The sequence below is a fragment of the Enterocloster citroniae genome, assembly GCF_040545455.1.
Taxonomy (GTDB): Bacteria; Bacillota; Clostridia; order Lachnospirales; family Lachnospiraceae; genus Enterocloster; species Enterocloster citroniae.
Genome location: NZ_JBEPLZ010000003.1, coordinates 388,215 through 414,265 on the forward strand (window position 1 = coordinate 388,215; position 26,051 = coordinate 414,265).

A 26,051-nucleotide genomic window follows, 5' to 3' on the forward strand; every position below is an offset into this window, starting at 1 on the left:
AGACAGGGCAGCGGTACCGTTTTGAAAAGATTCAGATGGAGGAAGGACAGCATTGTTTGATTTAGAAGAAGAACTGAAGAAACTCCCGGCCAGCCCGGGAGTTTATCTTATGCATAATGACAGGGATGAGATCATCTATATTGGAAAGGCGATCAGCCTGAAGAACAGGGTGCGCCAGTATTTCCAGAGCAGCCGCAACAAAACAGCCAAGATCGAACAGATGGTTTCCCATATCGCATGGTTTGAATATATACTCACGGACTCGGAGCTGGAGGCCCTGGTGCTGGAGTGCAACCTGATCAAGGAGCACCGGCCCAGGTACAACACCATGCTAAAGGATGACAAGAGTTATCCTTATATCAAGGCCACCACAGGGGAGGACTATCCGCGCCTTTTATTTGCCAGGGATATGAAAAAGGATTCCAGAAGCAAATACTTTGGGCCTTATACAAGTGCCGGCGCAGTGAAGGACACCCTGGACCTGATCCACAAGCTGTACCGCATCCGCACCTGCAGCAGAAGCCTGCCCAAAGATATCGGAAAGGACAGGCCCTGCCTCAACTACCATATCAAGCAGTGCGATGCCCCATGCCAGGGCTATATTTCCAGGGAAGATTACCAGGCCAACTTCAGCCTGGCCCTGGATTTCCTTAACGGAAAATATGATCCCCTGATCAAAACCCTGGAGGAAAAGATGCAGAATGCATCGGAAAACCTGGATTTTGAGAGGGCCATTGAGTACAGGGAGCTCCTTAGCAGCGTGAAGCAGGTGGCCCAGAAGCAGAAGATCACCAGCAGCAGTATGGAAGACCGGGATATTGTGGCAATGGCAAAGGACGAAAAGGATGCGGTGGTACAGGTGTTCTTTATCAGGGAAGGCAAACTCATCGGCAGGGACCATTTCCATGTATCAGCCACCATGGCGGAGAACGAGGGGGAGATCCTGGACAGCTTTGTCAAGCAGTTTTACGCAGGGACGCCTTTTATTCCCAGGGAGCTGTGGCTTCAGCATCCTTTGGCTGATGAGGAGGTGATCAGCCAGTGGCTAACTGCCAGACGGGGCCAGAAGGTGCGTATTGTGGTGCCGAAAAAGGGGGAGAAGGAGCGCCTGGTGGAACTGGCTGCAAGGAATGCGGAGCTTGTATTGTCCCAGGATAAGGAGCGGATCAAGAAGGAGGAGCTGCGCACCATCGGCGCCATGAACCAGATCGGCGAGCTGATCGGCATTGGGGGAATCCGGCGTATGGAGGCGTTTGATATCTCCAACACCAGCGGAGTGGAGTCCGTGGGTTCCATGGTGGTGTATGAGGATGGAAAGCCAAAGCGCAGCGATTACAGGAAATTTAAGATCAAGACCGTTCAGGGACCCAATGATTATGCTTCCATGGAGGAGGTGCTCACCAGGCGCTTTTCCCACGGGATGCGGGAGGTCAGGGAGCTGGAGGACAAAGGCGGCGACCTCAGTATGGGAAGCTTTACCCGGTTCCCGGACCTGATCATGATGGACGGCGGAAGAGGACAGGTAAACATTGCCCTGGAGGTCCTTGACAAGCTGGGTCTTTCCATTCCCGTGTGCGGTATGGTCAAGGACGATAACCACAGGACCAGAGGGCTTTATTTCAATAATATAGAAGTTCCCATTGACAGGCACAGCGAGGGGTTCCGCCTGATCACAAGAATACAGGATGAGGCTCACCGGTTTGCCATTGAATACCACAGAAGCCTGAGAGGAAAGGGGCAGGTGAGATCCATCCTGGACGACATTCCCGGAATCGGCCCGGCCAGAAGAAAAGCATTGATGCGCCATTTTAAGGATATTGAGTCTGTCCGCGGGGCAGGGGTGGAGGAGCTGGAGCAGGCTCCCCAGATGAACCGGCGCTCTGCCCAGGCCGTGTATGACTTTTTTCACAAACCTGCTGATGAATAGAAATATCCAGAATATGGAAATGTGCAGGAGAGAAAACACATGACAACCAGGTCAATTTGTGATAGTATGATAGAAATAGAACCAGCCTAAGGGGGTATTACCATGCATGGAGTAACCATAACGGAATTAATTGAAAAGATGAAGCTGCGCAACACCACTCCGGATATTGATACGGACAAGATCGTACTGACCCATCCGGATGTTAACCGTCCGGCCCTGCAGCTGACAGGATTCTTTGATCATTTTGACAGAGAACGGGTTCAGATCATTGGATATGTGGAGGAAGCATATATTAATACTATGGACCGGGAGCAGAAGCGCAGGATGTATGATAAGCTGACATCCAGCCAGATCCCTTGTCTGGTGTTCAGCCGCAGCCAGGAGCCGGATGAGGACCTGCTGGAATACTGCAACTACTACGGCGTGCCCTGTCTTGTGTCCGATAAGACGACTTCGGCCCTGATGGCGGAGATCATCCGCTGGCTGAATGTTAAGCTGGCTCCCTGCATCAGCATTCACGGCGTGCTGATCGATGTATTTGGTGAAGGCGTGCTGATCATGGGCGAGAGCGGCATTGGCAAGAGTGAGGCTGCCCTGGAGCTGATCAAAAGAGGCCATCGCCTTGTGACAGATGACGTGGTGGAGATCCGCAAGGTCAGCGATGACACTCTGGTGGGAAGCGCGCCTGATATCACAAAGCATTTTATTGAACTGCGCGGTATCGGCATCATTGATGTGAAGACATTGTTTGGTGTGGAGAGCGTTAAGGATACCCAGAACATTGATATGGTCATTAAGCTGGAGGACTGGAGCAAGGATAAAGAGTATGACCGGCTGGGTCTGGAAGACAACTATACGGAATTCCTGGGCAACCAGGTGGTGTGCCATACCATACCGATCCGTCCGGGACGCAACCTGGCTATTATCGTGGAGTCTGCGGCTGTCAACTACCGTCAGAAGAAGATGGGCTATAATGCTGCCCAGGAACTGTACAAGAGAGTGCAGGCCAATCTTGGCAAGGCCAGCGAAGACTAATTAATATGAATGTTTAGCGAGGACTGGAATTTGAATTTGGAACAAATAATAAAAGACGCATTTGTGTCAAAACAATCCGTGTGCATGCCCATGGAACCCATGAGCAGGCACACCTCTTTTCGGATTGGGGGACCGGCCGAGTTGTTTGTGTGCCCTGCCGTGGAGGAGGATCTGGCTGAAGTCCTGCGTATATGCAGGGAGAGCCGGGTCTTATGGAGGATCCTGGGAAATGGCAGTAATCTTCTGGTCAGTGACAAGGGCTGTGAAGGTGTGGTCATCTCCACGGAGCAATTGAGCGGACTTGGGGTAAATGGGAATCTGCTGCGGGCAGGAGCGGGGCAGCTCCTGGGACGGGCGGCCCATCTGGCCCTGGAGCATTCCCTGACCGGAATGGAGTTTGCCGCAGGGATACCGGGAAGCGCAGGCGGCGCATTGGTGATGAACGCGGGGGCATATGGTTCAGAGATGAAGGATATACTGAAGTCGGCCAGAGTGATGACCGGTGAGGGCCGTATACTTGACCTGCCCGCCGGGGATCTGGAACTGGGATACCGTACCAGCTGCATTCCTTCCCGCGGATATATTGTGCTGGAAGCTGTCTATGAACTAAGGCCCGGGGACAGGGGCGCCATTGAAGAACGGATGAGGGAACTGGCAGCCAGGCGAAGAGAAAAGCAGCCCCTGGAATACCCCAGCGCTGGCAGCACCTTTAAACGGCCCCAGGGGTATTTTGCCGGAAAGCTCATAGAGGATGCAGGACTCAGGGGATATCAGGTGGGGGGAGCCCAGGTGTCTGAAAAGCACTGCGGGTTTGTGATCAACAAGGATCATGCCACAGCCGGCCATGTGATGGAACTTTGCAGCCATATCAGGAAGACCGTGAAGGAGATATCCGGTGTGGAGCTGGAAATGGAAGTAAAGCGCTGGGGTGAATTTTGACGATCCGGAGTGTAATGAGATGACTGAGGTAGAAAGATGAAGCTTGTGATTGTAACGGGAATGTCCGGGGCAGGCAAGACAATTGCTTTAAAGATGCTGGAGGATATGGGATTTTACTGCGTGGATAACCTTCCCATATCCCTGGTGGATAAATTTGCCCAGCTTGTGTCAGGGGGCGGAGATATCGCCCAGGCCGCCCTTGGGATCGATATCAGAAGCGGCGAGGAGCTGAACCATCTGGACGAGATCCTGCGGGGATGGAAAAACACGGGCCTGGACTTCCAGGTCCTGTTTCTGGACGCCAATGACGCAACGCTGATCAAACGCTATAAGGAGACCCGCCGCAGCCATCCGCTGGCAGGCACGGGACGGCTGGATAAGGGGATTGAGAAGGAACGGGTCAAGCTGGCTTTCCTGAAAAAGGACGCGGACTTTATCATTGACACCAGCAAACTCCTTACCAGGGAACTGAGGCAGGAGCTGGAGAAGATTTTTCTTCAGGACAGGGAGTACAGCAACATGTTTGTCACGGTCCTGTCCTTTGGCTTCAAGTACGGGATACCCGAGGATGCGGATCTGGTGTTTGATGTGCGTTTCCTTCCAAATCCCTACTATGTGGAGGAACTGCGCCCCCTTACCGGGGAGGACCAGGTCATCCGTGATTATGTGATGCAGGGCGGGACCGGACAGGCGTTTCTGGACAAGCTGTACGATATGGTGGATTTTCTGCTGCCCAATTATATTGGCGAGGGGAAGAACCAGCTGGTGATCGCGGTGGGGTGTACCGGGGGCAAACACCGTTCCGTTGCCATGGCCAATGCCCTTTACGGGCACCTTGCTGCGTTTGGGGAGTATGGGATCAAAATAGAACACAGAGACATTGACAAAGACAATAAAAGGAAGCAGTGATAGAATGTCGTTTTCTTCCAGAGTAAAAGATGAGCTTTCCAGACAGGTTCCGGCAGCGAGACACTGCCAGATCGCTGAGACAGCCGCAATTTTAAGCCTTTGCGGGCGTGTGAAAATATCGGCATCCGACCATTTTACCATTGAAATCCATACGGAAAATGTGGCAGTTGCAAGAAAGTACTTTACATTATTGAAAAAAACATTTAATATAAGTACTGATGTTTCAATTCGCAGAGGTGGGAATCTTTCGCGAAACCGGACATATATTGTAGCAGTCAGGGAACATGATGATGCACTTAAGGTACTTCAGGCGGCCAAGCTCATTGATGACCAGGGGGAGATTCGGGAGAACCTTTCACTGGTGCGCAATGTGGTGGTTCAGAATGCCTGTTGCAGAAGGGCGTTTATCAGAGGAGCATTTCTCGCGTCAGGGTCCATCAGCGACCCGGAGAAATTTTACCATTTTGAGATCACATGCTCTTCCATGGCAAAGGCTGAGCAGCTTAAAGGCATCATAGCCGCTTTTGATATGGAACCAAAGATCGTGCTGAGGAAAAAGTACTATGTGGTTTATATCAAAGAGGGGAACCAGATTGTGGACATCCTTAATGTGATGGAAGCACCTGTGTCACTGATGGAGTTTGAGAATATCCGTATTCTCAGGGAGATGCGGGGGAACGTGAACCGTCAGGTGAACTGTGAGACTGCCAATATCAATAAGACGGTGTCTGCCGCGGTAAAGCAGATGGAGGATATCCGCTATATCCAGGACACCATAGGTCTTGAGGGGCTTCCCGAAGGACTTCAGGATATGGCCCGTATAAGGCTGGAACGTCCGGAAGCGACCCTGAAGGAGCTGGGGGAGGCTTTGGAGCCGCCCGTGGGCAAGTCGGGGGTCAATCACCGGCTGAGGAAACTGAGCCAGATCGCAGATGATATGCGGCAGCAGTTGCCGGGGAAGTAGTACGGCGTGTATTCATTAATGTATCATTAAGTACAATTCAGTATGGGCACCGGAATGGCAGCTGTGGGAACCGTAGCATGGTTCCGGCCGGCTGTGTACCATTCAAAGGAATGAGGAGGATAATTATGGTAAAGAAATTGATCACAGTTGAATTGTCATCAGGACTGGAAGCAAGGCCGGCAGCAATGCTGGTGCAGGTGGCAAGCCAGTATGAGAGCAAGATTTATCTGGAAGCCGAGGCTAAGCGTGTGAACGCCAAGAGCATCATGGGTATGATGACGCTGTGCCTGACTGCAGGCAAGGCCATTATGGTAGAGGCTGAGGGTGCGGATGAGGAGCTGGCGGTTTCTGAGATTGAGAAGTATTTAAAAAACCAGGAATGACCATCCCTTTGTACAGAGTATAATCATAGATAACAGCAGGACCAGGCGCATCACTTTTGCCTGGTTCTTTTCATTTGGCGGATTCTATGCTAAACTATAACACATATGACATGTATTACGGATAAGGAGAAGATGGCAGATGGCATTTACCCACTTACACGTCCATACGGAATACAGCCTGTTGGATGGCTCCTGTAAGATCAAGGAGCTGACCGCCAGGGCAAAGGAGCTGGGCATGGACAGCATGGCTGTCACGGACCACGGCGTGATGTATGGTGTGATTGATTTTTATAAAGCAGCAAAGGAAGCGGGGATCAAACCCATTTTGGGGTGCGAGGTCTATGTGGCTCCCAGCTCCCGGTTTGACAGGGAGACGGTCAGCGGCGAGGACCGCTATTACCACCTGGTGCTTCTGGCTGAGAACAACAAAGGATATGAAAACCTGATGAAGATCGTGTCCAAGGGGTTTGTGGATGGATTCTACTATAAGCCCAGGGTGGACTATGAGGTGCTGACAACCTACCATGAAGGCGTGATCGCTCTCAGCGCCTGCCTTGCAGGGGAGGTGCAGCGCAACCTTGCAAGAGGGATGTATGAGGAAGCGGTGCGGGCCGCCGGCCGTTATGTGGAGATATTTGGAAAGGATAACTTTTTCCTGGAACTCCAGGACCACGGCCTGCCGGACCAAAGGCTGGTCAACCAGGGCTTGATGCGTATGAGCAAGGAGACAGGCCTGGAACTGGTGGCTACCAATGATATCCATTACACCTTTGCCGAGGATGAGAAGGCCCATGATATTTTGCTGTGCATCCAGACCGGCAAAAAGGTGGAGGATGAGGATCGGATGCGCTATGAGGGCGGGCAGTTCTACTGCAAATCCGAGGAAGAGATGCGGGCCCTGTTCCCCTACGCTCCCGAGGCCCTGGACAATACCCATAAGATTGCCCGGCGCTGTAATGTGGACATTGAGTTCGGGGTAACAAAGCTCCCCAAGTATGAGGTCCCTGAGGGCTTTGATTCCTGGGGATACCTAAATCATCTGTGCCGGGAGGGGTTTAAGACCAGGTACCCGGATGATGACGGGACCCTGAGCCAGCGCCTGGATTATGAGCTGGATGTGATCCGTACCATGGGGTATGTGGATTATTTCCTGATCGTCTGGGATTTTATCAACTACGCCCGTTCGCAGGATATCATGGTGGGGCCCGGCCGCGGTTCAGCTGCCGGCAGCGTGGTGTCATATACACTGGGCATTACAAACATCGACCCCATGCGCTACAGCCTTCTGTTTGAGCGTTTCCTTAACCCGGAGAGGGTATCCATGCCTGATATTGATATTGACTTCTGTTACGAGAGACGCCAGGAAGTCATTGACTATGTTGTGCGCAAGTACGGCAAGGACCAGGTGGTGCAGATCGTCACCTTTGGTACCCTGGCTGCCAAGGGTGTGGTCAGGGACGTGGGAAGGGTCCTGGGCCTTCCGTATGCCCTGTGCGACACCATCGCCAAGATGATCCCCAATGATCTGGGTATGACACTGGAAAAAGCCCTGACCATGAATCCGGACCTTAAAAAGGCGTACAATGAGGACCAGCAGGTCCGCTATCTGATCGATATGTCCAAGCGTCTGGAGGGGCTGCCAAGGCATACCTCCATGCATGCGGCCGGCGTGGTGATCGGCAGCAGGTCCATTGATGAGTTCGTACCCCTTTCCAGGGCGGCGGACGGTACCATCACCACCCAGTTTACCATGACCACCATAGAGGAGCTGGGGCTTCTTAAAATGGATTTCCTGGGCCTGCGCACCCTGACCGTGATCCAGAACGCGGTCAGGCTGGCGGAAAAGGATTACGGAATTTCCATAGATATTGACCAAATTGATTTTAATGACAGGCAGGTATTGGAATCCATCGGCACAGGCAGGACGGAGGGCGTGTTCCAGCTGGAAAGCGGGGGGATGAAGAGCTTCATGAAGGAGCTTAAGGCCGAGAACCTGGAGGATATTATTGCAGGCATCTCCCTGTACCGTCCGGGTCCCATGGACTTTATCCCAAGATACTTAAAGGGCAAGAACGATAAGGCCAGCATCACCTATGAGTGCCCCCAGCTGGAACATATACTGAGCCCCACCTACGGCTGTATCGTGTACCAGGAGCAGGTAATGCAGATCGTGCGTGACCTGGCGGGATATACCATGGGGCGGAGCGACCTGGTCCGCCGCGCCATGAGTAAAAAGAAAACATCGGTCATGGAAAAGGAACGCCACAACTTTGTGTACGGCAATGAGGAGGAGGGCGTAAAGGGATGCGTGAACAACGGCATTGACGAGAAGACGGCCAATCACATCTATGACGAGATGATCGACTTTGCCAAGTACGCATTTAACAAGTCCCACGCAGCGGCCTATGCGGTGGTTTCCTACCAGACGGCCTACCTTAAGTATTATTATCCGCGGGAGTTCATGGCGGCATTGATGACATCGGTCATGGACAATGTGGGGAAATTCTCCGAATATATCCTCACCTGCCGCAGGATGATGAATATCCCGGTGCTTCCGCCGGATATCAATGAGGGAGAGAGCGGTTTTTCCGTGTCCGGGGACGCCATACGATACGGCCTGTCCGCCATCAAGAGCGTGGGAAAGCCGGTGGTGGATGCCATCCTGGCGGAGCGGGAGAAGGATGGTCCCTTCCGCTCTATGGAGGATTTTGTGGGCCGGATGACCATGAAAGAGGTGAACAAGCGGACACTGGAGAACTTTATCAAGTCGGGAGCGCTGGACACCCTGCCGGGAACAAGGCGCCAGAAGATGGCGGTGGCGCCCACCATGCTGGATGAAAAGGCCAGGGAGCGCAAGTCCATGTTTGAGGGCCAGCTGAGCCTGTTTGACATAGCGGGCGAGGAGGACAGGAGCGAATACCAGATTACCTTTCCCGATGTGGGGGAATACTCAAAGGAAGAACTTCTTGCATTTGAAAAGGAGATCCTGGGCGTGTACATCAGCGGTCATCCCCTGGACGATTATGAGGAGGCGTGGCGTAAGAACATATCGGCAACCTCGGCTGATTTTATCGTGGACGAGGAGACGGAGAAAGCCGGGGTGGAGGACGGCACCCGGGCTGTCATAGGAGGACTGGTGGCCGGAAAGACGGTGAAGACCACCAGGACCAACCAGCTGATGGCCTTCATTACCCTGGAGGATCTCATGGGCTCGGTGGAGGTCATTGTGTTCCCCAAGGATTACGAAGCCAACCGGGAGCTGTTCACAGAGGATGCCAAGCTCTTTATCCGGGGCCGTGTATCCATCGGGGATGACCCGGTGGGAAAGCTGGTGTGTGAACAGGTTGTGCCCTTTGAACATACGCCCAAGGAGCTTTGGCTTCAGTATGAGGACAAGGAAGGATATCAGGCCAGTGAACCCAGGCTTTTGAATGTGCTTAAGACCAGCGAGGGAAAGGACCGGGTCATCATTTACCTTCAAAAAGAGAGGGCGAAAAAGATGCTTCCGGCCGCCTGGAGCGTCCAGGTCACGGACCGGCTCGTAGCTGAACTTAAAACCGAACTTGGTGAAAAAAATGTCAAAGTGGTAGAAAAAGGTCTTGAAAAGCTGGGAAAAATGCATTAGAATAGCGTTGGGCATAACATGAGAGAATGAATAAGAGTGACATTGCACAGGCAGATGAGAGCATGTGCTTAATACAAGGAGGTAAATTGCTATGGCAAAGGCAGTGAAAACCATTGGAGTACTCACAAGCGGCGGAGATGCGCCGGGTATGAACGCGGCGATCCGCGCAGTGGTTCGTGTGGCAATCAACAAGGGACTTAAAGTAAAGGGGATCATGCGCGGTTATGCAGGACTCCTGGAAGAAGAGATCGTGGACATGGAATCCACAAGTGTATCTGATACCATCAACCGCGGCGGTACCATCCTTTACACAGCCAGATGCAAGGAATTTACCACACCGGAAGGTCAGCAAAAGGGTGCTGAGATCTGCCGCAAGCATGGGATTGACGGTATGGTTGTGATCGGCGGAGACGGTTCCTTCCGGGGCGCGGGAAAGCTTTCCTCCCTTGGGATCAATACCATCGGGCTTCCGGGAACCATCGACCTGGACATTGCGTGTACAGATTACACCATTGGCTTTGACACGGCTGTGAACACTGCCATGGAGGCCATTGATAAGATCCGTGATACTTCCACATCCCATGAGCGGTGCAGTATCGTGGAGGTTATGGGAAGGAACGCGGGCTATATCGCCCTGTGGTGCGGTATTGCCAACGGAGCTGAGGACATTCTGCTTCCGGAACGCTATGACGGGGATGAGCAGGCCCTGATCAACAGGATCATTGACAACCGCAGGCGGGGCAAGAAACATAATATCATTATCAATGCGGAGGGGATCGGCCATTCCGGTTCCATGGCAAAGCGCATTGAGGCAGCTACCGGCATTGAGACCAGGGCAACGATCCTGGGACACATGCAGCGCGGCGGCACACCCACCTGTAAGGACAGAGTCTATGCGTCCATCATGGGCGCCAAGGCGGCAGAACTTCTGGCAGAGGGCAAGAGCAACCGTCTGGTGGCATATAAGCACGGTGAGTTTGTGGACTACGACATTCAGGAAGCCCTGAACATGTCAAAGGATATCCCGGAAGAGCAGTATGAGATCGCCAAGATGCTTGTTAGATAGTCTGTATGATGATGAGAAAAACCGAATAATTGAGAATGGAAGGTCCGCGCCTCTGAAATGATTATGGGGGCAGCGGACTTTTGTGGAGAGATAAGATGATGGATACAAAGGTGCTCTGCGGAGCCAATTCCTATGAGCAGAAATATTATTTCAACCAGGATTTCTCCTCCCTTCCACAGTCCATACAGGACGAGCTGCACATCATGTGCGTCCTGTACACAGAGGATGTGGGCGGGATCCTGACCATGGAGTTTGACGACAGCGGCAGCCTGGAATTCAAGGTGACGGCTCCTGAGGAGGACTACCTCTTTGACGAGATCGGAAGTGTCCTTAAGATCAAGCAGTATCAGGAAGAAAAAAGGGAGCTGCTTAAGGCTCTGGAACTGTATTACAGGACATTTTTCCTGGGAGAAGAGATCACGCCGGATGAAGATGGGGAAGAATAGATGAAATTAAGAATTGGAAACACCCTTCTTGAGAATAATGTAATACTGGCGCCCATGGCAGGAGTGACGGACCTGCCATTTCGTTTGCTCTGCCGTGAGCAGGGAGCCGGCTGTGTTGTGACTGAGATGGTCAGCGCCAAAGCTATCCTTTACAATAACAGGAATACAAAGGAACTGCTGCAGATCCATCCCCAGGAACGTCCGGCAGCCGTACAGCTGTTTGGCTCCGACCCGGAGATCATGGGGGAGATCGCTGCCAGGATCGAGGACGGGCCCTATGATTTTATTGACGTGAACATGGGATGCCCTGTGCCGAAGATCGTAAATAATGGGGAGGGCTCCGCCTTGATGAAGGACCCCAAGAAGGCGGGTGAGATCCTTACAGCCATGGTCAGGGCAGTGAAAAAGCCGGTGACGGTGAAATTCCGGAAAGGGTTTAACGACAGCTGCGTCAACGGGGTGGAGTTTGCCAGGATGGCTGAGAGCTGCGGGGTGGCTGCAGTGGCTGTCCACGGGCGGACCAGGGAGCAGTACTATTCAGGCAGGGCCGACTGGGATATCATCCGCCGGGTGAAGGAGGCGGTGAAGATCCCTGTAATCGGAAACGGGGACATTTTCACTCCCCAGGACGCCAAGCGCATGATGGAGGAAACAGGCTGCGATGGCCTGATGGTGGCCAGGGGAGCCAAGGGCAACCCATGGATATTCAGACGGATCAACCACTACCTGGATACAGGGGAACTTCTGCCTGAACCTTCTATAGAAGAGATACGCGAAATGGTCCTGCGCCATGGCCGTATGCTGGTGGAGTATAAGGGGGAGTCCACCGCCATGCGTGAGATGCGGGGACACATGGCATGGTACACCAAAGGGATGCCTCACTCCGCGGCCCTGAGAAATGAGATCAACCAGGTGGAAACCCTGGAAGGGCTTGCCGAACTGCTGAATCAGAGGATCCCGGTAAATACAGGGGGAAAAGATGGAAACCATTCTTGACAATCATCATATTTTCTTATATAATACACAGAATGTGTGGACATTGAGAGAGATACTTAAGTGAAATCAAACATAAATTATATGAAGTAAAGGAAGGAAGCAGGTAAGATGGCGGATAAGAAACACATATTAACCTATGCCGGACTCAAACAGTATGAGGATGAGCTGCAGAATCTGAAAGTTGTAAAGAGAAAAGAAGTTGCGCAGAAGATCAAGGAAGCAAGGGAACAGGGCGACCTGTCCGAGAATGCTGAGTATGATGCGGCTAAGGATGAGCAGAGGGATATCGAGCTTCGTATCGAGGAGCTGGAAAAGCTGCTTAAGAATGCGGAGGTTGTGGTTGAGGACGAGATCGACCTTGATAAGATCAACATTGGCTGCAAGGTAAAGCTTCTGGACGTGGAGTATGACGAGGAGATGGAATTCTATATTGTAGGTTCCACAGAAGCCAACAGCCTGCAGAATAAGATCAGCAATGAGTCTCCGGTGGGCCGTGCCCTTATAGGCAAGGTAGTGGGAGACTGCGTTGACGTGGAGACACAGGCAGGAGATATCCAGTACAAGGTACTGGAGATCCAGAGAGTGTCATAGAGGACACGGTTTAAGAATAGACGAACACAAAGGAGTGCGAAACGTGGGAGAGCAGCAGAAGGTTAACCAGACGGAACAGGATTTGAATCATGTGCTGAAAGCGCGCCGGGAGAAACTGGCCGAACTTCAGGCAGCTGGAAAGGATCCTTTCCAGATTACAAAATATGATGTGACTGTCCACAGTATGGATGTGAAAGATAATTACCAGCAGTGGGAAGGAAAGGAAGCAGTCATCGCAGGACGTATGATGTTCAAGCGTGTGATGGGCAAAGCTTCTTTCTGCAATGTACAGGACTTGCAGGGAACCATCCAGGTCTATGTTGCCAGGGACAGCATAGGCGAGGAACCTTATAAAGATTTTAAGAAGATGGATATCGGTGATATCGTGGGCGTTAAAGGAACTGTGTTCACAACCAAGACAGGTGAGATCTCCATTCATGCCGCCGAGGTGACCCTTCTCACCAAAAGCCTTCAGGTGCTTCCGGAAAAGTTCCACGGACTGACCGACACGGATACCCGTTACCGCCAGAGATACGTGGATCTGATCATGAATGCGGAGGTAAAGGATACCTTTATCAAGCGTTCCAGGATCATTTCTGCGATCCGCACCTATTTAAGCGGCCAGGGCTTTATGGAGGTGGAGACCCCCATGCTGGTTGCCAATGCAGGCGGCGCTGCGGCCAGGCCCTTTGAAACCCACTTTAATGCGCTGGATGAGGATCTGAAGATGCGCATTTCCCTGGAGCTTTACCTAAAGAGACTGATCGTGGGCGGACTTGAGAGAGTGTACGAGATCGGCCGCGTATTCCGCAACGAAGGGCTGGATACCCGCCATAATCCTGAGTTTACCCTGATGGAGCTGTACCAGGCATATACGGACTATAACGGTATGATGGAGCTGACGGAGAACCTGTACCGCCATGTGGCCCAGGCAGTCCTGGGCACCACAACCATTACCTATAAGGGTGTGGAGATGGATCTGGGCCGGCCCTTTGCGCGTATCACTATGGTGGAAGCTGTTAAGAAGTATGCGGGCGTGGACTTTGATGAGATCCACACCCTGGAAGAAGCAAGGGCCATTGCCAAGGAAAAGGGCGTTGAGTTTGAAGCCCGCCATAAGAAGGGCGATATCTTAAACCTGTTCTTTGAGGAGTTTGCGGAGGAACATCTGGTACAGCCTACTTTTGTGCTGGATCATCCGGTGGAGATATCCCCTCTGACCAAGAAAAAACCGGGCAATCCCGATTATGTGGAGCGTTTTGAGTTCTTTATGAACGGCTGGGAGATGGCTAACGCCTACTCAGAGATTAATGATCCCATTGACCAGAGGGAGCGCTTTAAAGCCCAGGAGGAGCTTCTGGCACAGGGAGACGAGGAGGCAAACCATACGGACGAGGACTTCCTGAACGCCCTGGAAGTGGGTATGCCGCCTACGGGAGGAATCGGATTCGGTATTGACCGTATGGTCATGCTGCTCACCGATTCACCGGCGATCAGGGATGTGCTGCTGTTCCCAACCATGAAGACCATCGGCAACGGGGAGCCTTCCAAGAAGGCTGAAAAAACCGATGCCATTGCAGAACTGTCTGCAAAGACAGGGGAAACAGCTGCGCCCATTGATTTTTCCAAGGTTAAAATTGAGCCTCTGTTTGAGGAGATGGTGGATTTTGAAACCTTTGCAAAGTCCGATTACCGCGCTGTAAAGATCAAAGACTGTGTTGCAGTGCCTAAGAGCAAAAAGCTTCTTCAGTTTACATTGGATGACGGAAGCGGAACAGACCGCACGATCTTAAGCGGCATCCGTGAGTACTATGAGCCGGAACAGCTGATCGGAAAGACAGCCATCGCCATTGTAAATCTTCCTCCCAGGAAGATGATGGGAATTGATTCCTGCGGTATGCTCATTTCCGCAGTGCATGAGGAAGACGGACATGAGGGTCTGAATCTGCTGATGGTGGATGACCGGATACCCGCAGGCGCAAAGCTGTACTAGAGCGTGTTTGAAAATTCATTCCCGCCATCTGCCCTAAGGAATCCCCCAGGCTCTGCCCGGTACCCCTTAGGACAAAGCACGCCCCGCTTCGCGGCATACTTGGCCCCAATTCAGTCAGCGTAGCCCACTACGCCTCCTTCATCGGGGCCAAATCTCCCACAAAGTATAACGTACAGCTGTCAGAAAGCAATTTTCAAACACACTCTAGTGCTCCATGGTTTCCGGTCTGATGAAGCACTAGACGTAAGAATATAGAAAACAGGTATCTGATGAAGGAGGACGGACGGTCCATCAGATGCCTGTTTTTGCGTATGCTAAAATAAAAAAAATCATCTTATTATTTACAAAATCATAAAAATTCATTTAAGGTGTCGCAAAACAGAAGAACTTGTGGTATACTAAATTGATATGTTATGAGATTCATAAGGAGTGCCTGTATGCTGAATGAAGAGAAGGTCAGATATATGACGCAGCTGGCCATATTTGAAAAAAGGGTGGGCAAAAAGATATTTCCCATTAACCGCTATTTTAAAAAGGATTATGTAGGCGGACAGATGTTCCGCTCATTTTTTGGGTATACCTTCTGTTATCTTTTGTTTCTTCTGATGTGGGTCCTCTACAAACTGGACGAGCTGCTCAATGAGATGAGCATTGATGAGATACTGGATGCCGCAAAAAAGTGGGGCGTTATCTATGCGGCGGGCCTTGTGCTTTACCTGATCGTCACCTGGATCGTGTACTCCAAGCGGTATGATTACGCGGCCCGGTCGCAGACCATGTACACCTCCAAGTTAAAGCACCTGGTGAGGCGTTACGAGAAAGAAAGGCCCGAGAGAAAGAGGGATAACAGAGGAGGAAGAGCTCGATGACAAGTCTTCTGCTGTGGAAAGAGCATTTAAAAAGTTTTTACAACAGGTACAGTTACGCCGTACAGCCGGTGATCCGTTTCCTGTTTGCACTGTGTACGTTCTTAAGTCTGAATGCCAACATAGGCTATATGAATAAACTTAAGAATCCTCTGGTGGTGATCCTGGTGTGCCTGGTAAGCGCCCTGCTGCCATACGGAGCCATTGTGTTCCTGGCCGGCTGCCTGCTGGTGGCCCATGTATACGCGGTATCCCTGGAGATGGCCCTGATCACACTGGTCCTGATCCTGACGGTTGCCATTCTCTATTACGGCTTTAAGCCCGGGGACAGTTACCTGATCGTGCTTACACCCCTGGCATTTCTGTTTAAGATCCCCTATGCGGTTCCGCTGCTGGTGGGCTTGGGGGGAAGCCTGGCATCCGTCATCCCGGTTGGATGCGGCGTGTTCCTGTATTACCTTATCATGTATGTGAAACAGAACGCAGGCGTCCTGACCAATGACGCCGCGGTGGACATTGTACAAAAGTACAGTCAGATTTTAAAATCAGTGATTTTTAACCAGACCATGATGGTGATGATCGCTACCTGTGCGGTGGGCATTATCATTGTGTACCTGATCCGCAGGCTTTCCATGGACTATTCATGGATCGTGGCCATAGCAGCCGGTTCCGTTGCGGAGCTTCTGGTGATCTTTGTGGGAGATTTCGTCTTTGGGGTCACCGTTGCTGTGGGACAGCTGATTCTGGGCATACTATTGTCAGCCGTCATTGCGGCAGTATATAATTTCTTCATTTTTACAGTGGATTATACCAGGACGGAACATGTCCAGTTTGAGGACGATGATTATTATTATTATGTAAAAGCAGTGCCCAAGATGAATGTGAGCACACCTGATGTAAAGGTACAGAAAATAAGTACCAGAAAACGCAGCACAAGGGAGAGAAACGTGTATTAATGAAAAAGATTGAATGTAAGGAGGTGGGGACATGGCGGAAATGCTAGGACAGATGTCATCATGGCTGTCTTTGCTGCCAAGGATATCACTGGGAAATATACTGGAGATCGGGATTATTTCTTTTCTGGTTTACGAAATCCTGTTTTGGATTAAGAATACCAGGGCCTGGAACCTGTTAAAGGGTCTTGTGGTCATTCTGATATTTGTGGTATTTGCCGCCGTGCTGCACCTGACAACCATATTATGGATCATGGAAAATGCTGCAACCATTGCAGTCACCGCCCTGTTGGTCATCTTCCAGCCTGAGCTTAGGAAAGCCCTTGAGCAGCTGGGAAGCCACAATATTTTATCCAATATCCTGTCCTTTGATGAGGGCAAGGAAAGCCAGAACTTTAACGATAAGACCATCAACGAATTGGTAAGGGCAACCTTTGAGATGGCCAAGGTTAAGACCGGCGCCCTGATGGTGATCGAGAGAGGGTCCTCCTTAAAGGAGATCGAGAGGACGGGGATCGAGATCAACGGTCTGGTTACAAGCCAGCTTCTGATCAATATCTTCGAGCATAATACCCCGCTTCATGACGGGGCTGTTGTGATCCGCGGAAACCGTATCACTGCGGCAACCTGTTACCTGCCGCTCTCCGACAATATGACCATCAGCAAGGACCTGGGTACACGCCACAGGGCGGCGGTGGGCGTCAGCGAGGTGACGGACAGTGTGACAATCGTTGTCTCAGAGGAGACAGGAAGGGTGTCCGTGGCGGCGGAAGGTTACCTGACCAGGATCTCTGACGCGGAAGGTTTAAAAAATGTTCTTTCTTCCATCAAGGAGGAAAGTGTATCATTGAACCGTTTTAAATTATGGAAGGGAAGACTGAAGAATGGAAAAAAAGCTGTCTAATAACCTGGGGCTTAAGATACTTTCCGTTTTCCTGGCATTCTTTGTATGGCTGGCGGTGGTGAATATATCTAATCCGGAAAAACCCGGGTCTCAGGAAGTGACATTGGAAATCCTCAATGATGATGTTCTCGAAGCCAGCGGTAAGACATATGAATTGATGGGGGACAGAAGTACGGTTACCATCAGCTATAAAGTCAGGACACTGGACAGTGCCAATATAAAACCCACCGATTTCCGGGCCTACATTGACCTGGCTGATATGTATGAACCCACAGGCGCCGTACCGGTAAAAGTGGAAGTAAAGAACAATAAGGTGCAGTCGGTGGTTGCCAAGCCCAGTGTGATCAGGGTGGATACGGAGGATCTGCAGAGAAAGCCGTTTGATCTGGAGGTCAAGGTAGAGGGTGAGTCTGAAAGCGGTTATGACATCGGCATACCTACCATTTCCCCCACCTATGTGTATGTGAGCGGTCCTGTATCCGTGGTGGGCCGTATCAGTACAGTGGGAATCAGGATCAAGGCGGAAGGAGCCAACAGCGACCTTTCCGGCACGGAACAGGTGCGCTGCTTTGACGCAAACGACAATGAGCTTACCCAGTTGGACGACAGGGTCACCTTCAGCCGTTCCGAGATTGACTATACCCTGCCCATCCTTAAGAAAAAGAACCTGACCCTGATCTTTGAGACAGAGGGAAAGGTAGCCGAGGGCTATCGGTATACCGGAATTGAGAGCAGCAGTAATTCCGTGGAGGTAAATGGCCTTAAATCTGATCTGGCGGGAGCGAATTCTGTCACCATACCAAAGACAGAGCTTAATATGGACGGAGCCACAGGCGACAAGGAAGTTACGATCGACCTGAATAAGTATCTTCCGGAGGGGGTTACGCTGGCTGATCCGGACAGCAATGAGATCAAGGTTGTGATCAAGGTGGAGGCGCTGGAAAACAGAACCTATGAACTTCCTGTGAGCCAGATCCAACAGGTGGGGGCGTCCGGCCAGTATGAATATGAGTATGACAGGGATTCGGTCAATGTCATCATCCGGGGCCTGAAGGAGGACCTGGACCAGCTGACGCCTGCCGATATACAGGCAGAGATGGATGTGAGCGGCATGGAACCCGGTATCCACACAGGCGTTGTTTCTTTTGTATTGGGAGACGCCTATGAACTCATGAGCAGCAACAACATCCAGGTAACGGTCACGGAAAAGGGGCCTTCCGGGACAGGGGAAACCACCCAGGGGGAAAGCCAGCCGGAAACAGAAGATGAGGACTCCCCAAAGGAGACAACAGGGGCTTAAGACATGGGGGAAACATAGTAAGCCCATGGGCAGTATCAGAATAAAGCGGCGCTGCACAAAGAGGTGCGGCGTACAAGGAGAGAGGTAACATGGTAAGTGCATCAACAGTTATAAAGAATCCGTCCGGTCTGCATCTGAGACCGGCAGGTATCCTCTGCAAGGAGGCGCTGCTCTATAAATCAAAGGTATCTTTTAAGATACGCACCACCACGGCCAATGCCAAAAGCGTCCTCAGTGTGCTTGGCGCCTGTGTGAAGTCTGGAGACGAGATCACATTCGTCTGCGAGGGACCAGATGAGAAGGAAGCATTGGCAGCCATGGTGAAGATTGTGGAGGACGGATTAGGAGAGTAAGGCGCAGCCTGAGGAAAACGACCGCTATCTGATCTTCCGAAGGCTGTGAGTATAAATGAATGTTAATAAGGAGGTACAAGAGTATGTACAAGGGAACAAGCGCTTCTGCAGGAATTGGTATTGGAAAAGCTGTAATTGTGGAAGAAGCTGAGCTGGTGATCACCAGACAGCCGGTGAGTGATGGAGAAGCTGAGGTAGAGCGTTTTAAGGGAGCGCTGGAGCAGACCATTCAGGATACGGAGCGTCTGGCTGAAGATCTGGCCACCAGAGTGGGGGAGAAGGAAGCTGAGATCATGCAGGGGCATATGATGCTGCTGGCAGATCCCATGCTTACAGGTGAGATTGAGAATTCCATTAAGAACGATGGGGTAAACAGTGAATTTGCCATTGAGAACGTGTGCAATATGTATGCGGACATGTTCGCTTCCATGGGAGATGAGCTGATGCAGCAGAGGGCAACGGACATGCGCGACATCAAGACACGTATGCAGAGGACCCTGATGGGGATCCAGTCCGTGGATATCTCCAAACTGGCAGAGGGGAGCATCATTGTTGCAAAGGATCTGACTCCCTCCATGACAGCAGGCATTAATCCGGCCAATGTGACCGGTATCGTCACAGAACTGGGGGGCAGGACCTCCCACAGCGCCATTCTTGCAAGGGCGCTGGAGATACCCGCAGTGGTAGCCGTAACAGGCTTTATGGACAGTGTTAAGGACGGGGATGCCATTGTTCTGGACGGCAGCACCGGCGAGGTACATGTAAACCCGGAAGACTCTGTTAAGAGTGAATATGAGGTTAAGCGGGAAGCGTTCCTAAAGGAGAAAAAAGAGCTGGAGCAGTATATCGGAAAGGCTTCCGTGACAAAGGACAACGTGCAGGTGGAGATCGTGGCCAATATCGGCAAGCCTGAGGATACGGACAAGGTTCTCCAGTATGACGGAGAGGGGATCGGTCTGTTCCGCACCGAGTTCCTGTTCATGGACCGGACTGCCATGCCCACAGAGGAAGAACAGTTTGAGGCATATAAACAGGTTGCTTCCGCCATGAAGGGCAAGCCGGTGATTATCCGTACCCTGGATATCGGAGGAGACAAGGAAATCCCTTACATGGGCCTGGAAAAGGACGAGAACCCATTCCTGGGCTACAGGGCGATCCGTTTCTGCCTGGACCGCAGGGAGGACATCTACAAGCCGCAGCTGCGTGCACTGCTGCGCGCCAGCGCGTTCGGCAACATCAGGATCATGGTTCCCCTGGTAACCTGCATCGAGGAGCTGCGTGAGGCAAAGGCCCTGGTGGAAGAGGTTAAGAAGGAACTGGACGGCCGGAACATTGCGTATAATAAGGACATTCAGGTAGGTATCATGGTGGAGACCGCGGCTGCATCCCTGATTGCAGATATCTTTGCAAAGGAAGCGGATTTCTTCAGCATCGGCACCAATGACCTGACCCAGTATACCATGTCTGTGGACCGGGGCAATAAGAAGGTGTCCTACCTGTATTCCACATTTAATCCGGCTGTGTTAAGAAGCATCCGCCATATCATTGCCTCCGGGCGTGAGGCCGGCATCATGGTAGGCATGTGCGGCGAGGCTGCCAGCGACCCAATGATGATTCCGCTGCTTCTGGCATTTGGATTAAATGAATTCAGTATGAGCGCATCCGCTATGCTGAAGGCCAGAAAGATGGTTACAGAATACGACACCCGGGAGCTGAAGGCAGTGGCGGACAAGGCCATGAGCTTTGACACAGCGGCTGAGGTGGAGCAGTACATGAGAGAATTTGTGGAGAATGGAACAGTATAATGCTAGTTTATTTTGTTTGTTATGTTATAAGTTTCATATTGGCCCGGCAGCATTTTTACATGCTGTCTGGGCTGGTTTTAATTACAGCAGCCCTTTGGCTGTACTACAGGGATTACGCGGCCAGCAGGAATGTCATTCATCTGCGGGGCTTGTTCTGCCTGTTTTTTGTGGGAGGACAGGGGATTTCCTGCTTTAAGCTGAGCCGCCTTCAGGGGGATTGGAGCATAGAGACCTGGATCTGTCTGGGACTGGCGGTGGCCGCGTTCTGGGCGGTGTTTGAGGTGCTTACCAGGCTGTTTGACGGCTGGAGTGCAGATGACATGGAATCCGTGTACCGCTTTTACGCCTCCGCCGAATCGCCTTTCCAGGCCAAACGGCTTTTACATTCCATGGCCGGGCTGGTAGCCGTGTCCTATGCCGCCTTTTTCTTTGAAGCCTGGAAGCTGGGATTTGTGCCCTTGTTTTCCTATGGGGTCCCCCATGCATATTCCTATTTTCATGTGAGCGGGGTCCATTACTTTACAGTGTCATGCGTGCTGGTCCCCAGCCTGTTTGTGGTGTACAGCCTTATGGTTTCCAGAAGGGGGAGAGGGCTGTCCAGGGACAGGGGCTTCTGGCTGGGAGCGGTCTGCGTGGTTCTGGCTCTGGCAGTGCCTGTGCTGTGTGTGTCCAGGTTCCAGCTGATCCTGGCAGTGGGCATGGCTGCATTTACCTATATATCCATGGCCGGAAACATCAGGCCCGGATATGTGGTGATCCTGTTTGGGTGCATGGTGCCGGCCTATCTGGCGCTCACCGTGATGCGCAGCCACAGCGTGGAATACCTCAATGGCATTTTTGAGATGAAGAACAGCCATATGCCCATCTTTGTCACCCAGCCCTATATGTATATTGCCAATAACTATGATAATTTCAACTGTCTGGTGGAGCAGCTGCCCTCCCATACCCTGGGACTGCGTATGCTGTTTCCGGTGTGGGCATTGACAGGGCTTAAATTCCTTGTGCCTTCACTGGTTAATTTTCCTTTGTTTGTAACAAAAAAGGAGTTGACCACCCTCACACTGTTTTACGATGCCTATTATGATTTCGGCGTGATTGGAATGATGCTTCTGGGAGCCCTTTTGGGAGCGGCATGTTATTACCTGGTGAAGGCCAGGAGGAACCTGCGGTGTCCGGCAGGCCATGTGTTTTATGCCCAGATCGCCATGTACATGATGCTGTCCTTTTTTACCACATGGTTTTCCAATCCGGCCACATGGTTTTATCTGGTGGTCACAGGCATTATTTACATTTATGTAAGGTCATAAAAATAACCGGACTATAAGAAGTATAAAAAATATATAAAATATTATTGACTTTTATCTTAAGATTTGTTATTATGCTGTTAGTGAAGTAAATCTTTGGAAGTCAATTGAATAATTAATAAGGATTGTTACTGTTCGGCAGGCAAAACCAGGTTTGTTAAGGGGATGATTGATATACGCATTTTGTGCGGATATCTCTTTAGCAAAGTTGGTTTTTTTGTTTTAATCAGGAGCAATTATGAAAATATCGAAGATAATCAATAATAATGTTGTGAGTACCTGGGACGATGAAGGCAGGGAAATCATCGTCATGGGGAGAGGCGTTGGTTTTAAGGCCAGGGAAGGCAGTTCCATTGATGATGAAAAGGTGGAGAAGGTATTCCGCCTGGACAGCCAGAATACCATGGATAAGTTTAAGGAACTGCTCGTAAACCTGCCCATGGAACATGTACAGATATCGGCTGAGATCATCAGCTATGCAAAAGGGGTGCTGAACCGCCCCATTAATCCAAATGTGTATATCACCCTTACGGATCATATAAATTTTGCACTGGAGCGTTTTAAACAGAAGATGATGTTTACCAACCCGCTGATCAGGGAGGTGCGCAGCTTTTACCATGAGGAATACCTCATAGGCGAGTATGCCATTGCCATGATCGACCGGGATCTGGGGATTAAGCTGCCGGTGGATGAGGCGGCTTCCATTGCCCTCCACATTGTCAATGCGGAATATGATGCGCCCATGGGTGATACAATAAAGATCACCAACCTGATCCAGCAGGTATCAGAGGTGGTGGAGGAGTATTTTAATATAAAGCTGGATGAACAGTCTTTAAGTTATGAGCGGTTCATTACACACCTGCGTTTTCTGGCACAGCGGGTATTTACAGGGGAGCATATGGATCTGGATAATCTGGAGTTCCAGAAAGTGATCGACAGGTTATATCCGGAAGAATATGTCTGCAGCCAGAAGGTACGGGAGCTGATCAAGAGGCAGTATGGGCATCAGGTCACAGAGGAAGAAGTAGCGTACCTGGCCCTGCACATCAAGCGTATCAGAACAAAGTAACAGTCGGGTCCCGCCAAGCGGGGCATAAGAAAGGAGTAATAAGGATGTTTGGTTCACTTAAAAAACTGTTTGGGGGAGAAGAACAGGCGGAAAAGATCATTGCAGCGCCGGTGAGCGGAAAAGCCGTTCCCATGAGCGAGGTAAGCGATCCCACCTTCAGCCAGGAGATCCTGGGAAAAGGGGCGGCGATCATCCCTTCCGAGGGGAAAATCGTGGCGCCGGCCGATGGCCTGGTTACCATGGTATTTGATACAAAGCATGCCCTGAGCGTGCAGACGGAGAGCGGCGCTGAGCTGATCATCCATATCGGTCTGGACACGGTCCAGTTAAAGGGACAGTACTTTGAGGCACATGTAAAGGCCGGGGACAAGGTAAAAAAGGGAGACCTGCTTCTGGAATTTGACATGGATAAGATCAAAGAAGCGGGATATGATGTAATTACGCCTGTTATCGTATGCAATACTCCTGAGTTCCCAAAGATGGAATGTCTCAGCGGTATGGATGTAAAAGCAGGTGAGACCACGATCATTAAGCTGTAATTAAAGGTGGGGATGAGTTGATAGAGCGCAGCTTTATCTTAAAGGATGAGATGGGGCTTCATGCAAGGCCGGCCGCAATACTCATGATGAAAATGCTTCAGGTCCAGTCCACCGTGGAACTTTTGTGCAACGGAAACAGGGCGGACGGCAAGGACGTCATGAGTATCATGGCCATGAACACGGTGGCGGGAGATGAAGTGGTTTTCCGCATAGACGGACCGGATGAGGCCGAGGCCATGAAGGCGGTGGAATCTGTCCTGGCCGGATAAGAGCCGGGATAGGGAGAAAAATGATTTAAACCTGATTCCAGGTTTAGATAAAACAGTCATGAACAAGTAAATCAGAGTTTTCCTATAGAAATTATATGATAGGAGAGCTCAAAATAAGAAAGGGGATTTATGTTATGATGAAATGGCTACAGAAACTAGGTAAATCTTTAATGCTTCCAGTTGCCGTATTACCGGTTGCAGGCATTCTGTCCGGTATTGGTTACTGGCTCTGCCCGGCTGTTATGCAGGGCGGTGAGATTACAGGCGCAATCCCGATGATTGGATATTTTCTGACGCAGGCAGCGCTGGCTTTGATTGATGGCGCAATTATCGCGCTTTTGTTTGCAGTAGGCGTAGCGGTCGGCATGTCGGATGACCATGACGGTACAGCGGGTCTGGCCGGTCTTGTATCCTGGCTGATGATTACCCACCTGCTCTCACCGGGAGTTGTTCAGACATTGGCCGGTATTGCACCGGACAGCATTCAGGGTATGGCTTTCGCTAAGATCCAGAACGCCTTGATTGGTATCATTGCCGGTGTGATCGGCGCTACCTGCTACAATAAGTTTAAGAATACAAGGCTGCCGGACTGGCTGGCGTTCTTTTCAGGCAAGCGCTGCGTTGCAATTGTTACGGCTCTGTTTTCCGTCATCGCAGCTGCAATTTTGTTGTTTGTATGGCCAATCGTTTTCGGCGGGCTGACCACTTTGGGACAGTCAATCGCAAAAATGGGAGCAGTAGGCGCGGGTATCTATGCATTCTTAAACCGTTTGCTGATTCCGTTCGGCTTACATCACGCCTTAAACAATGTATTCTGGTTTGATACCATTGGCCTTGGCGATTTGTCCCATTTCTGGGCTGGGGATACGTCTGCTAACGTAAGCTGGAGCCTGGGCATGTATATGTCAGGATTCTTCCCATGTATGATGTTCGGTGTTCCAGGCGCCGCATTGGCGATTGTTCACTGTGCAAAAGATAATAAAAAGAAAATCGCTATCGGCCTTGTGGCTTCCGCAGCTCTCTGTGCATTTATCTGCGGCGTAACAGAACCATTTGAATTTGGATTTATGTTCCTTGCACCTGTATTGTATGTGGTATATGCTGTACTGTACGGCATTTTCACCTACATCACCGTGCTGCTTGGCTTCCGTGCCGGCTTTTCATTTTCAGCAGGAGCAACCGATCTTCTGTTCTCAGCATCGCTTCCGGCTGCTGCGAAAACCTGGTTGATCATTCCGTTAGGAATTGCTGCTTTTATCGTATTCTATGTGGTATTCCGCTTTATGATTACGAAGTTTAACTTAAAGACCCCGGGCCGTGAGGAGGATGACGATCTGGATGAGACAGTTGTAAAGCTTGCCAATAATGACTACACACAGGTGGCCAAAATTGTTCTGGAAGGTCTTGGCGGCAAAGAAAATGTTACAAGTGTGGATAACTGTATTACCAGGCTGAGGCTGGAGATCAAGGATTACACACAGGTGGATGAGAAAAAGATCAAATCCGCCGGTATTGCCGGAGTTATCCGCCCAAGCAAGACCAGCGTACAGGTGATCGTGGGTACGCAGGTACAGTTTGTGGCAGATGAGTTTAAGAAGCTGATGAAGTAACAGAGAAACGTTATCATAAAAAGTTTCCGGACAGGGGGACGGCTGAGGCCGTCCTCTTTTCTGTGTGACGGGTATACGTTCCTTATATGGCGGATTTGAATAAACTGGGATAGTGTTTTTTCGTGTGACGGAGAAATGCAAATTTCTTGTCCCCCTCCTAAAAATGTGTTATTCTATGATACAGAGCACATAAAGTGTACCCTCG

Annotated in this window: 24 protein-coding genes; all 24 read left to right on the forward strand. The window is 50.9% G+C overall.

What is annotated here, in order from left to right; genetic code table 11:
• Nucleotides 1-52 precede the first annotated feature (52 nt).
• The 24 genes from uvrC (at nt 53) to ABID13_RS05885 (ending at nt 25,846) form a co-directional block, all read left to right on the forward strand.
• Complete coding sequence (uvrC, locus tag ABID13_RS05770; RefSeq protein ID WP_007858484.1) at nt 53-1,927, forward strand: excinuclease ABC subunit UvrC; 1,875 nt, start codon at nt 53-55, stop codon at nt 1,925-1,927.
• A 102-nt stretch (nt 1,928-2,029) separates the two neighbouring features.
• On the forward strand, nt 2,030-2,962 hold the full coding sequence (gene hprK, locus ABID13_RS05775) for an HPr(Ser) kinase/phosphatase (RefSeq protein WP_007858482.1): 933 nt from the start codon (nt 2,030-2,032) through the stop codon (nt 2,960-2,962).
• Between the two features lie 30 nt (nt 2,963-2,992).
• Nucleotides 2,993-3,901 (forward strand): UDP-N-acetylmuramate dehydrogenase, encoded by a 909-nt coding sequence (murB, locus tag ABID13_RS05780; RefSeq protein WP_007858481.1) that lies wholly within the window; start codon nt 2,993-2,995, stop codon nt 3,899-3,901.
• Nucleotides 3,902-3,937: 36 nt separating this feature from the next.
• Complete coding sequence (gene rapZ / locus ABID13_RS05785; protein ID WP_007858477.1) at nt 3,938-4,810, forward strand: RNase adapter RapZ; 873 nt, start codon at nt 3,938-3,940, stop codon at nt 4,808-4,810.
• 4 nt (nt 4,811-4,814) lie between these two features.
• The gene (whiA, locus tag ABID13_RS05790) at nt 4,815-5,774 is read left to right on the forward strand and encodes a DNA-binding protein WhiA (protein ID WP_007858476.1); all 960 of its coding nucleotides are present in this window, start codon (nt 4,815-4,817) and stop codon (nt 5,772-5,774) included.
• 125 nt (nt 5,775-5,899) lie between these two features.
• Nucleotides 5,900-6,157 (forward strand): HPr family phosphocarrier protein, encoded by a 258-nt coding sequence (locus tag ABID13_RS05795; protein ID WP_048930147.1) that lies wholly within the window; start codon nt 5,900-5,902, stop codon nt 6,155-6,157.
• A gap of 139 nt (nt 6,158-6,296) precedes the next feature.
• On the forward strand, nt 6,297-9,782 hold the full coding sequence (locus tag ABID13_RS05800) for a DNA polymerase III subunit alpha (RefSeq protein WP_045092514.1): 3,486 nt from the start codon (nt 6,297-6,299) through the stop codon (nt 9,780-9,782).
• A 91-nt stretch (nt 9,783-9,873) separates the two neighbouring features.
• Nucleotides 9,874-10,848, forward strand: coding sequence for a 6-phosphofructokinase (gene pfkA / locus ABID13_RS05805; protein ID WP_007858472.1), 975 nt, complete (start codon nt 9,874-9,876; stop codon nt 10,846-10,848).
• Nucleotides 10,849-10,943: 95 nt separating this feature from the next.
• Nucleotides 10,944-11,294 (forward strand): DUF6145 family protein, encoded by a 351-nt coding sequence (locus ABID13_RS05810; RefSeq protein WP_007858471.1) that lies wholly within the window; start codon nt 10,944-10,946, stop codon nt 11,292-11,294.
• Nucleotides 11,295-12,290 carry a tRNA dihydrouridine synthase DusB gene (gene dusB, locus ABID13_RS05815; protein WP_007858470.1) on the forward strand — a complete coding sequence of 332 codons (996 nt, stop codon included), beginning with the start codon at nt 11,295-11,297 and terminating at the stop codon, nt 12,288-12,290.
• A 108-nt stretch (nt 12,291-12,398) separates the two neighbouring features.
• A complete protein-coding gene (gene greA, locus ABID13_RS05820) occupies nt 12,399-12,881 on the forward strand; it encodes a transcription elongation factor GreA (RefSeq protein ID WP_002574940.1) in 483 nt (160 codons plus the stop codon).
• A gap of 43 nt (nt 12,882-12,924) precedes the next feature.
• Complete coding sequence (lysS, locus tag ABID13_RS05825) at nt 12,925-14,874, forward strand: lysine--tRNA ligase (protein ID WP_048930146.1); 1,950 nt, start codon at nt 12,925-12,927, stop codon at nt 14,872-14,874.
• A 26-nt stretch (nt 14,875-14,900) separates the two neighbouring features.
• Nucleotides 14,901-15,104, forward strand: a complete 204-nt coding sequence (locus ABID13_RS05830) for a DUF6783 domain-containing protein (RefSeq protein ID WP_082173916.1) — start codon at nt 14,901-14,903, stop codon at nt 15,102-15,104.
• 207 nt (nt 15,105-15,311) lie between these two features.
• On the forward strand, nt 15,312-15,743 hold the full coding sequence (locus ABID13_RS05835; RefSeq protein WP_048930145.1) for a hypothetical protein: 432 nt from the start codon (nt 15,312-15,314) through the stop codon (nt 15,741-15,743).
• Nucleotides 15,740-16,696, forward strand: a complete 957-nt coding sequence (locus tag ABID13_RS05840; protein WP_048930144.1) for a hypothetical protein — start codon at nt 15,740-15,742, stop codon at nt 16,694-16,696. Before ABID13_RS05835 ends, ABID13_RS05840 begins: the two co-directional genes overlap by 4 nt.
• A gap of 31 nt (nt 16,697-16,727) precedes the next feature.
• Complete coding sequence (gene cdaA, locus ABID13_RS05845; RefSeq protein ID WP_007858288.1) at nt 16,728-17,597, forward strand: diadenylate cyclase CdaA; 870 nt, start codon at nt 16,728-16,730, stop codon at nt 17,595-17,597.
• Nucleotides 17,578-18,897, forward strand: coding sequence for a CdaR family protein (locus tag ABID13_RS05850; protein WP_048930143.1), 1,320 nt, complete (start codon nt 17,578-17,580; stop codon nt 18,895-18,897). The genes cdaA and ABID13_RS05850 overlap by 20 nt, the downstream gene beginning before the upstream one ends.
• Nucleotides 18,898-18,986: 89 nt before the next feature.
• Nucleotides 18,987-19,250: an HPr family phosphocarrier protein gene (locus ABID13_RS05855; RefSeq protein ID WP_045092518.1), complete on the forward strand. Its 264-nt coding sequence runs from the start codon at nt 18,987-18,989 to the stop codon at nt 19,248-19,250.
• Nucleotides 19,251-19,333: 83 nt separating this feature from the next.
• Entirely contained in the window at nt 19,334-21,055 is a 1,722-nt protein-coding gene (ptsP, locus tag ABID13_RS05860) for a phosphoenolpyruvate--protein phosphotransferase (protein ID WP_007858270.1), read from the forward strand.
• Nucleotides 21,055-22,362 (forward strand): O-antigen polymerase, encoded by a 1,308-nt coding sequence (locus ABID13_RS05865; protein ID WP_007858268.1) that lies wholly within the window; start codon nt 21,055-21,057, stop codon nt 22,360-22,362. Before ptsP ends, ABID13_RS05865 begins: the two co-directional genes overlap by 1 nt.
• Nucleotides 22,363-22,597: 235 nt before the next feature.
• On the forward strand, nt 22,598-23,428 hold the full coding sequence (gene licT / locus ABID13_RS05870) for a BglG family transcription antiterminator LicT (protein ID WP_007858261.1): 831 nt from the start codon (nt 22,598-22,600) through the stop codon (nt 23,426-23,428).
• Between the two features lie 44 nt (nt 23,429-23,472).
• Entirely contained in the window at nt 23,473-23,967 is a 495-nt protein-coding gene (locus tag ABID13_RS05875; RefSeq protein WP_007858260.1) for a PTS sugar transporter subunit IIA, read from the forward strand.
• 17 nt (nt 23,968-23,984) lie between these two features.
• Nucleotides 23,985-24,236: an HPr family phosphocarrier protein gene (locus tag ABID13_RS05880; protein ID WP_007858259.1), complete on the forward strand. Its 252-nt coding sequence runs from the start codon at nt 23,985-23,987 to the stop codon at nt 24,234-24,236.
• A gap of 134 nt (nt 24,237-24,370) precedes the next feature.
• Complete coding sequence (locus ABID13_RS05885; protein WP_007858258.1) at nt 24,371-25,846, forward strand: PTS transporter subunit EIIC; 1,476 nt, start codon at nt 24,371-24,373, stop codon at nt 25,844-25,846.
• The last annotated feature ends 205 nt before the right edge of the window (nt 25,847-26,051 follow it).

Coding starts and splice junctions, on each gene's coding strand:
- hprK (WP_007858482.1), top strand. CDS start 2,030: ATGCATGGAGTAACCATAACGGAATTAATTGAAAAGATGAAGCTGCGC.
- rapZ (WP_007858477.1), top strand. CDS start 3,938: ATGAAGCTTGTGATTGTAACGGGAATGTCCGGGGCAGGCAAGACAATT.
- whiA (WP_007858476.1), top strand. CDS start 4,815: ATGTCGTTTTCTTCCAGAGTAAAAGATGAGCTTTCCAGACAGGTTCCG.
- ABID13_RS05795 (WP_048930147.1), top strand. CDS start 5,900: ATGGTAAAGAAATTGATCACAGTTGAATTGTCATCAGGACTGGAAGCA.
- ABID13_RS05800 (WP_045092514.1), top strand. CDS start 6,297: ATGGCATTTACCCACTTACACGTCCATACGGAATACAGCCTGTTGGAT.
- pfkA (WP_007858472.1), top strand. CDS start 9,874: ATGGCAAAGGCAGTGAAAACCATTGGAGTACTCACAAGCGGCGGAGAT.
- ABID13_RS05810 (WP_007858471.1), top strand. CDS start 10,944: ATGATGGATACAAAGGTGCTCTGCGGAGCCAATTCCTATGAGCAGAAA.
- dusB (WP_007858470.1), top strand. CDS start 11,295: ATGAAATTAAGAATTGGAAACACCCTTCTTGAGAATAATGTAATACTG.
- greA (WP_002574940.1), top strand. CDS start 12,399: ATGGCGGATAAGAAACACATATTAACCTATGCCGGACTCAAACAGTAT.
- ABID13_RS05835 (WP_048930145.1), top strand. CDS start 15,312: ATGCTGAATGAAGAGAAGGTCAGATATATGACGCAGCTGGCCATATTT.
- ABID13_RS05840 (WP_048930144.1), top strand. CDS start 15,740: ATGACAAGTCTTCTGCTGTGGAAAGAGCATTTAAAAAGTTTTTACAAC.
- cdaA (WP_007858288.1), top strand. CDS start 16,728: ATGGCGGAAATGCTAGGACAGATGTCATCATGGCTGTCTTTGCTGCCA.
- ABID13_RS05850 (WP_048930143.1), top strand. CDS start 17,578: ATGGAAAAAAAGCTGTCTAATAACCTGGGGCTTAAGATACTTTCCGTT.
- ABID13_RS05855 (WP_045092518.1), top strand. CDS start 18,987: ATGGTAAGTGCATCAACAGTTATAAAGAATCCGTCCGGTCTGCATCTG.
- ptsP (WP_007858270.1), top strand. CDS start 19,334: ATGTACAAGGGAACAAGCGCTTCTGCAGGAATTGGTATTGGAAAAGCT.
- ABID13_RS05865 (WP_007858268.1), top strand. CDS start 21,055: ATGCTAGTTTATTTTGTTTGTTATGTTATAAGTTTCATATTGGCCCGG.
- licT (WP_007858261.1), top strand. CDS start 22,598: ATGAAAATATCGAAGATAATCAATAATAATGTTGTGAGTACCTGGGAC.
- ABID13_RS05875 (WP_007858260.1), top strand. CDS start 23,473: ATGTTTGGTTCACTTAAAAAACTGTTTGGGGGAGAAGAACAGGCGGAA.
- ABID13_RS05885 (WP_007858258.1), top strand. CDS start 24,371: ATGATGAAATGGCTACAGAAACTAGGTAAATCTTTAATGCTTCCAGTT.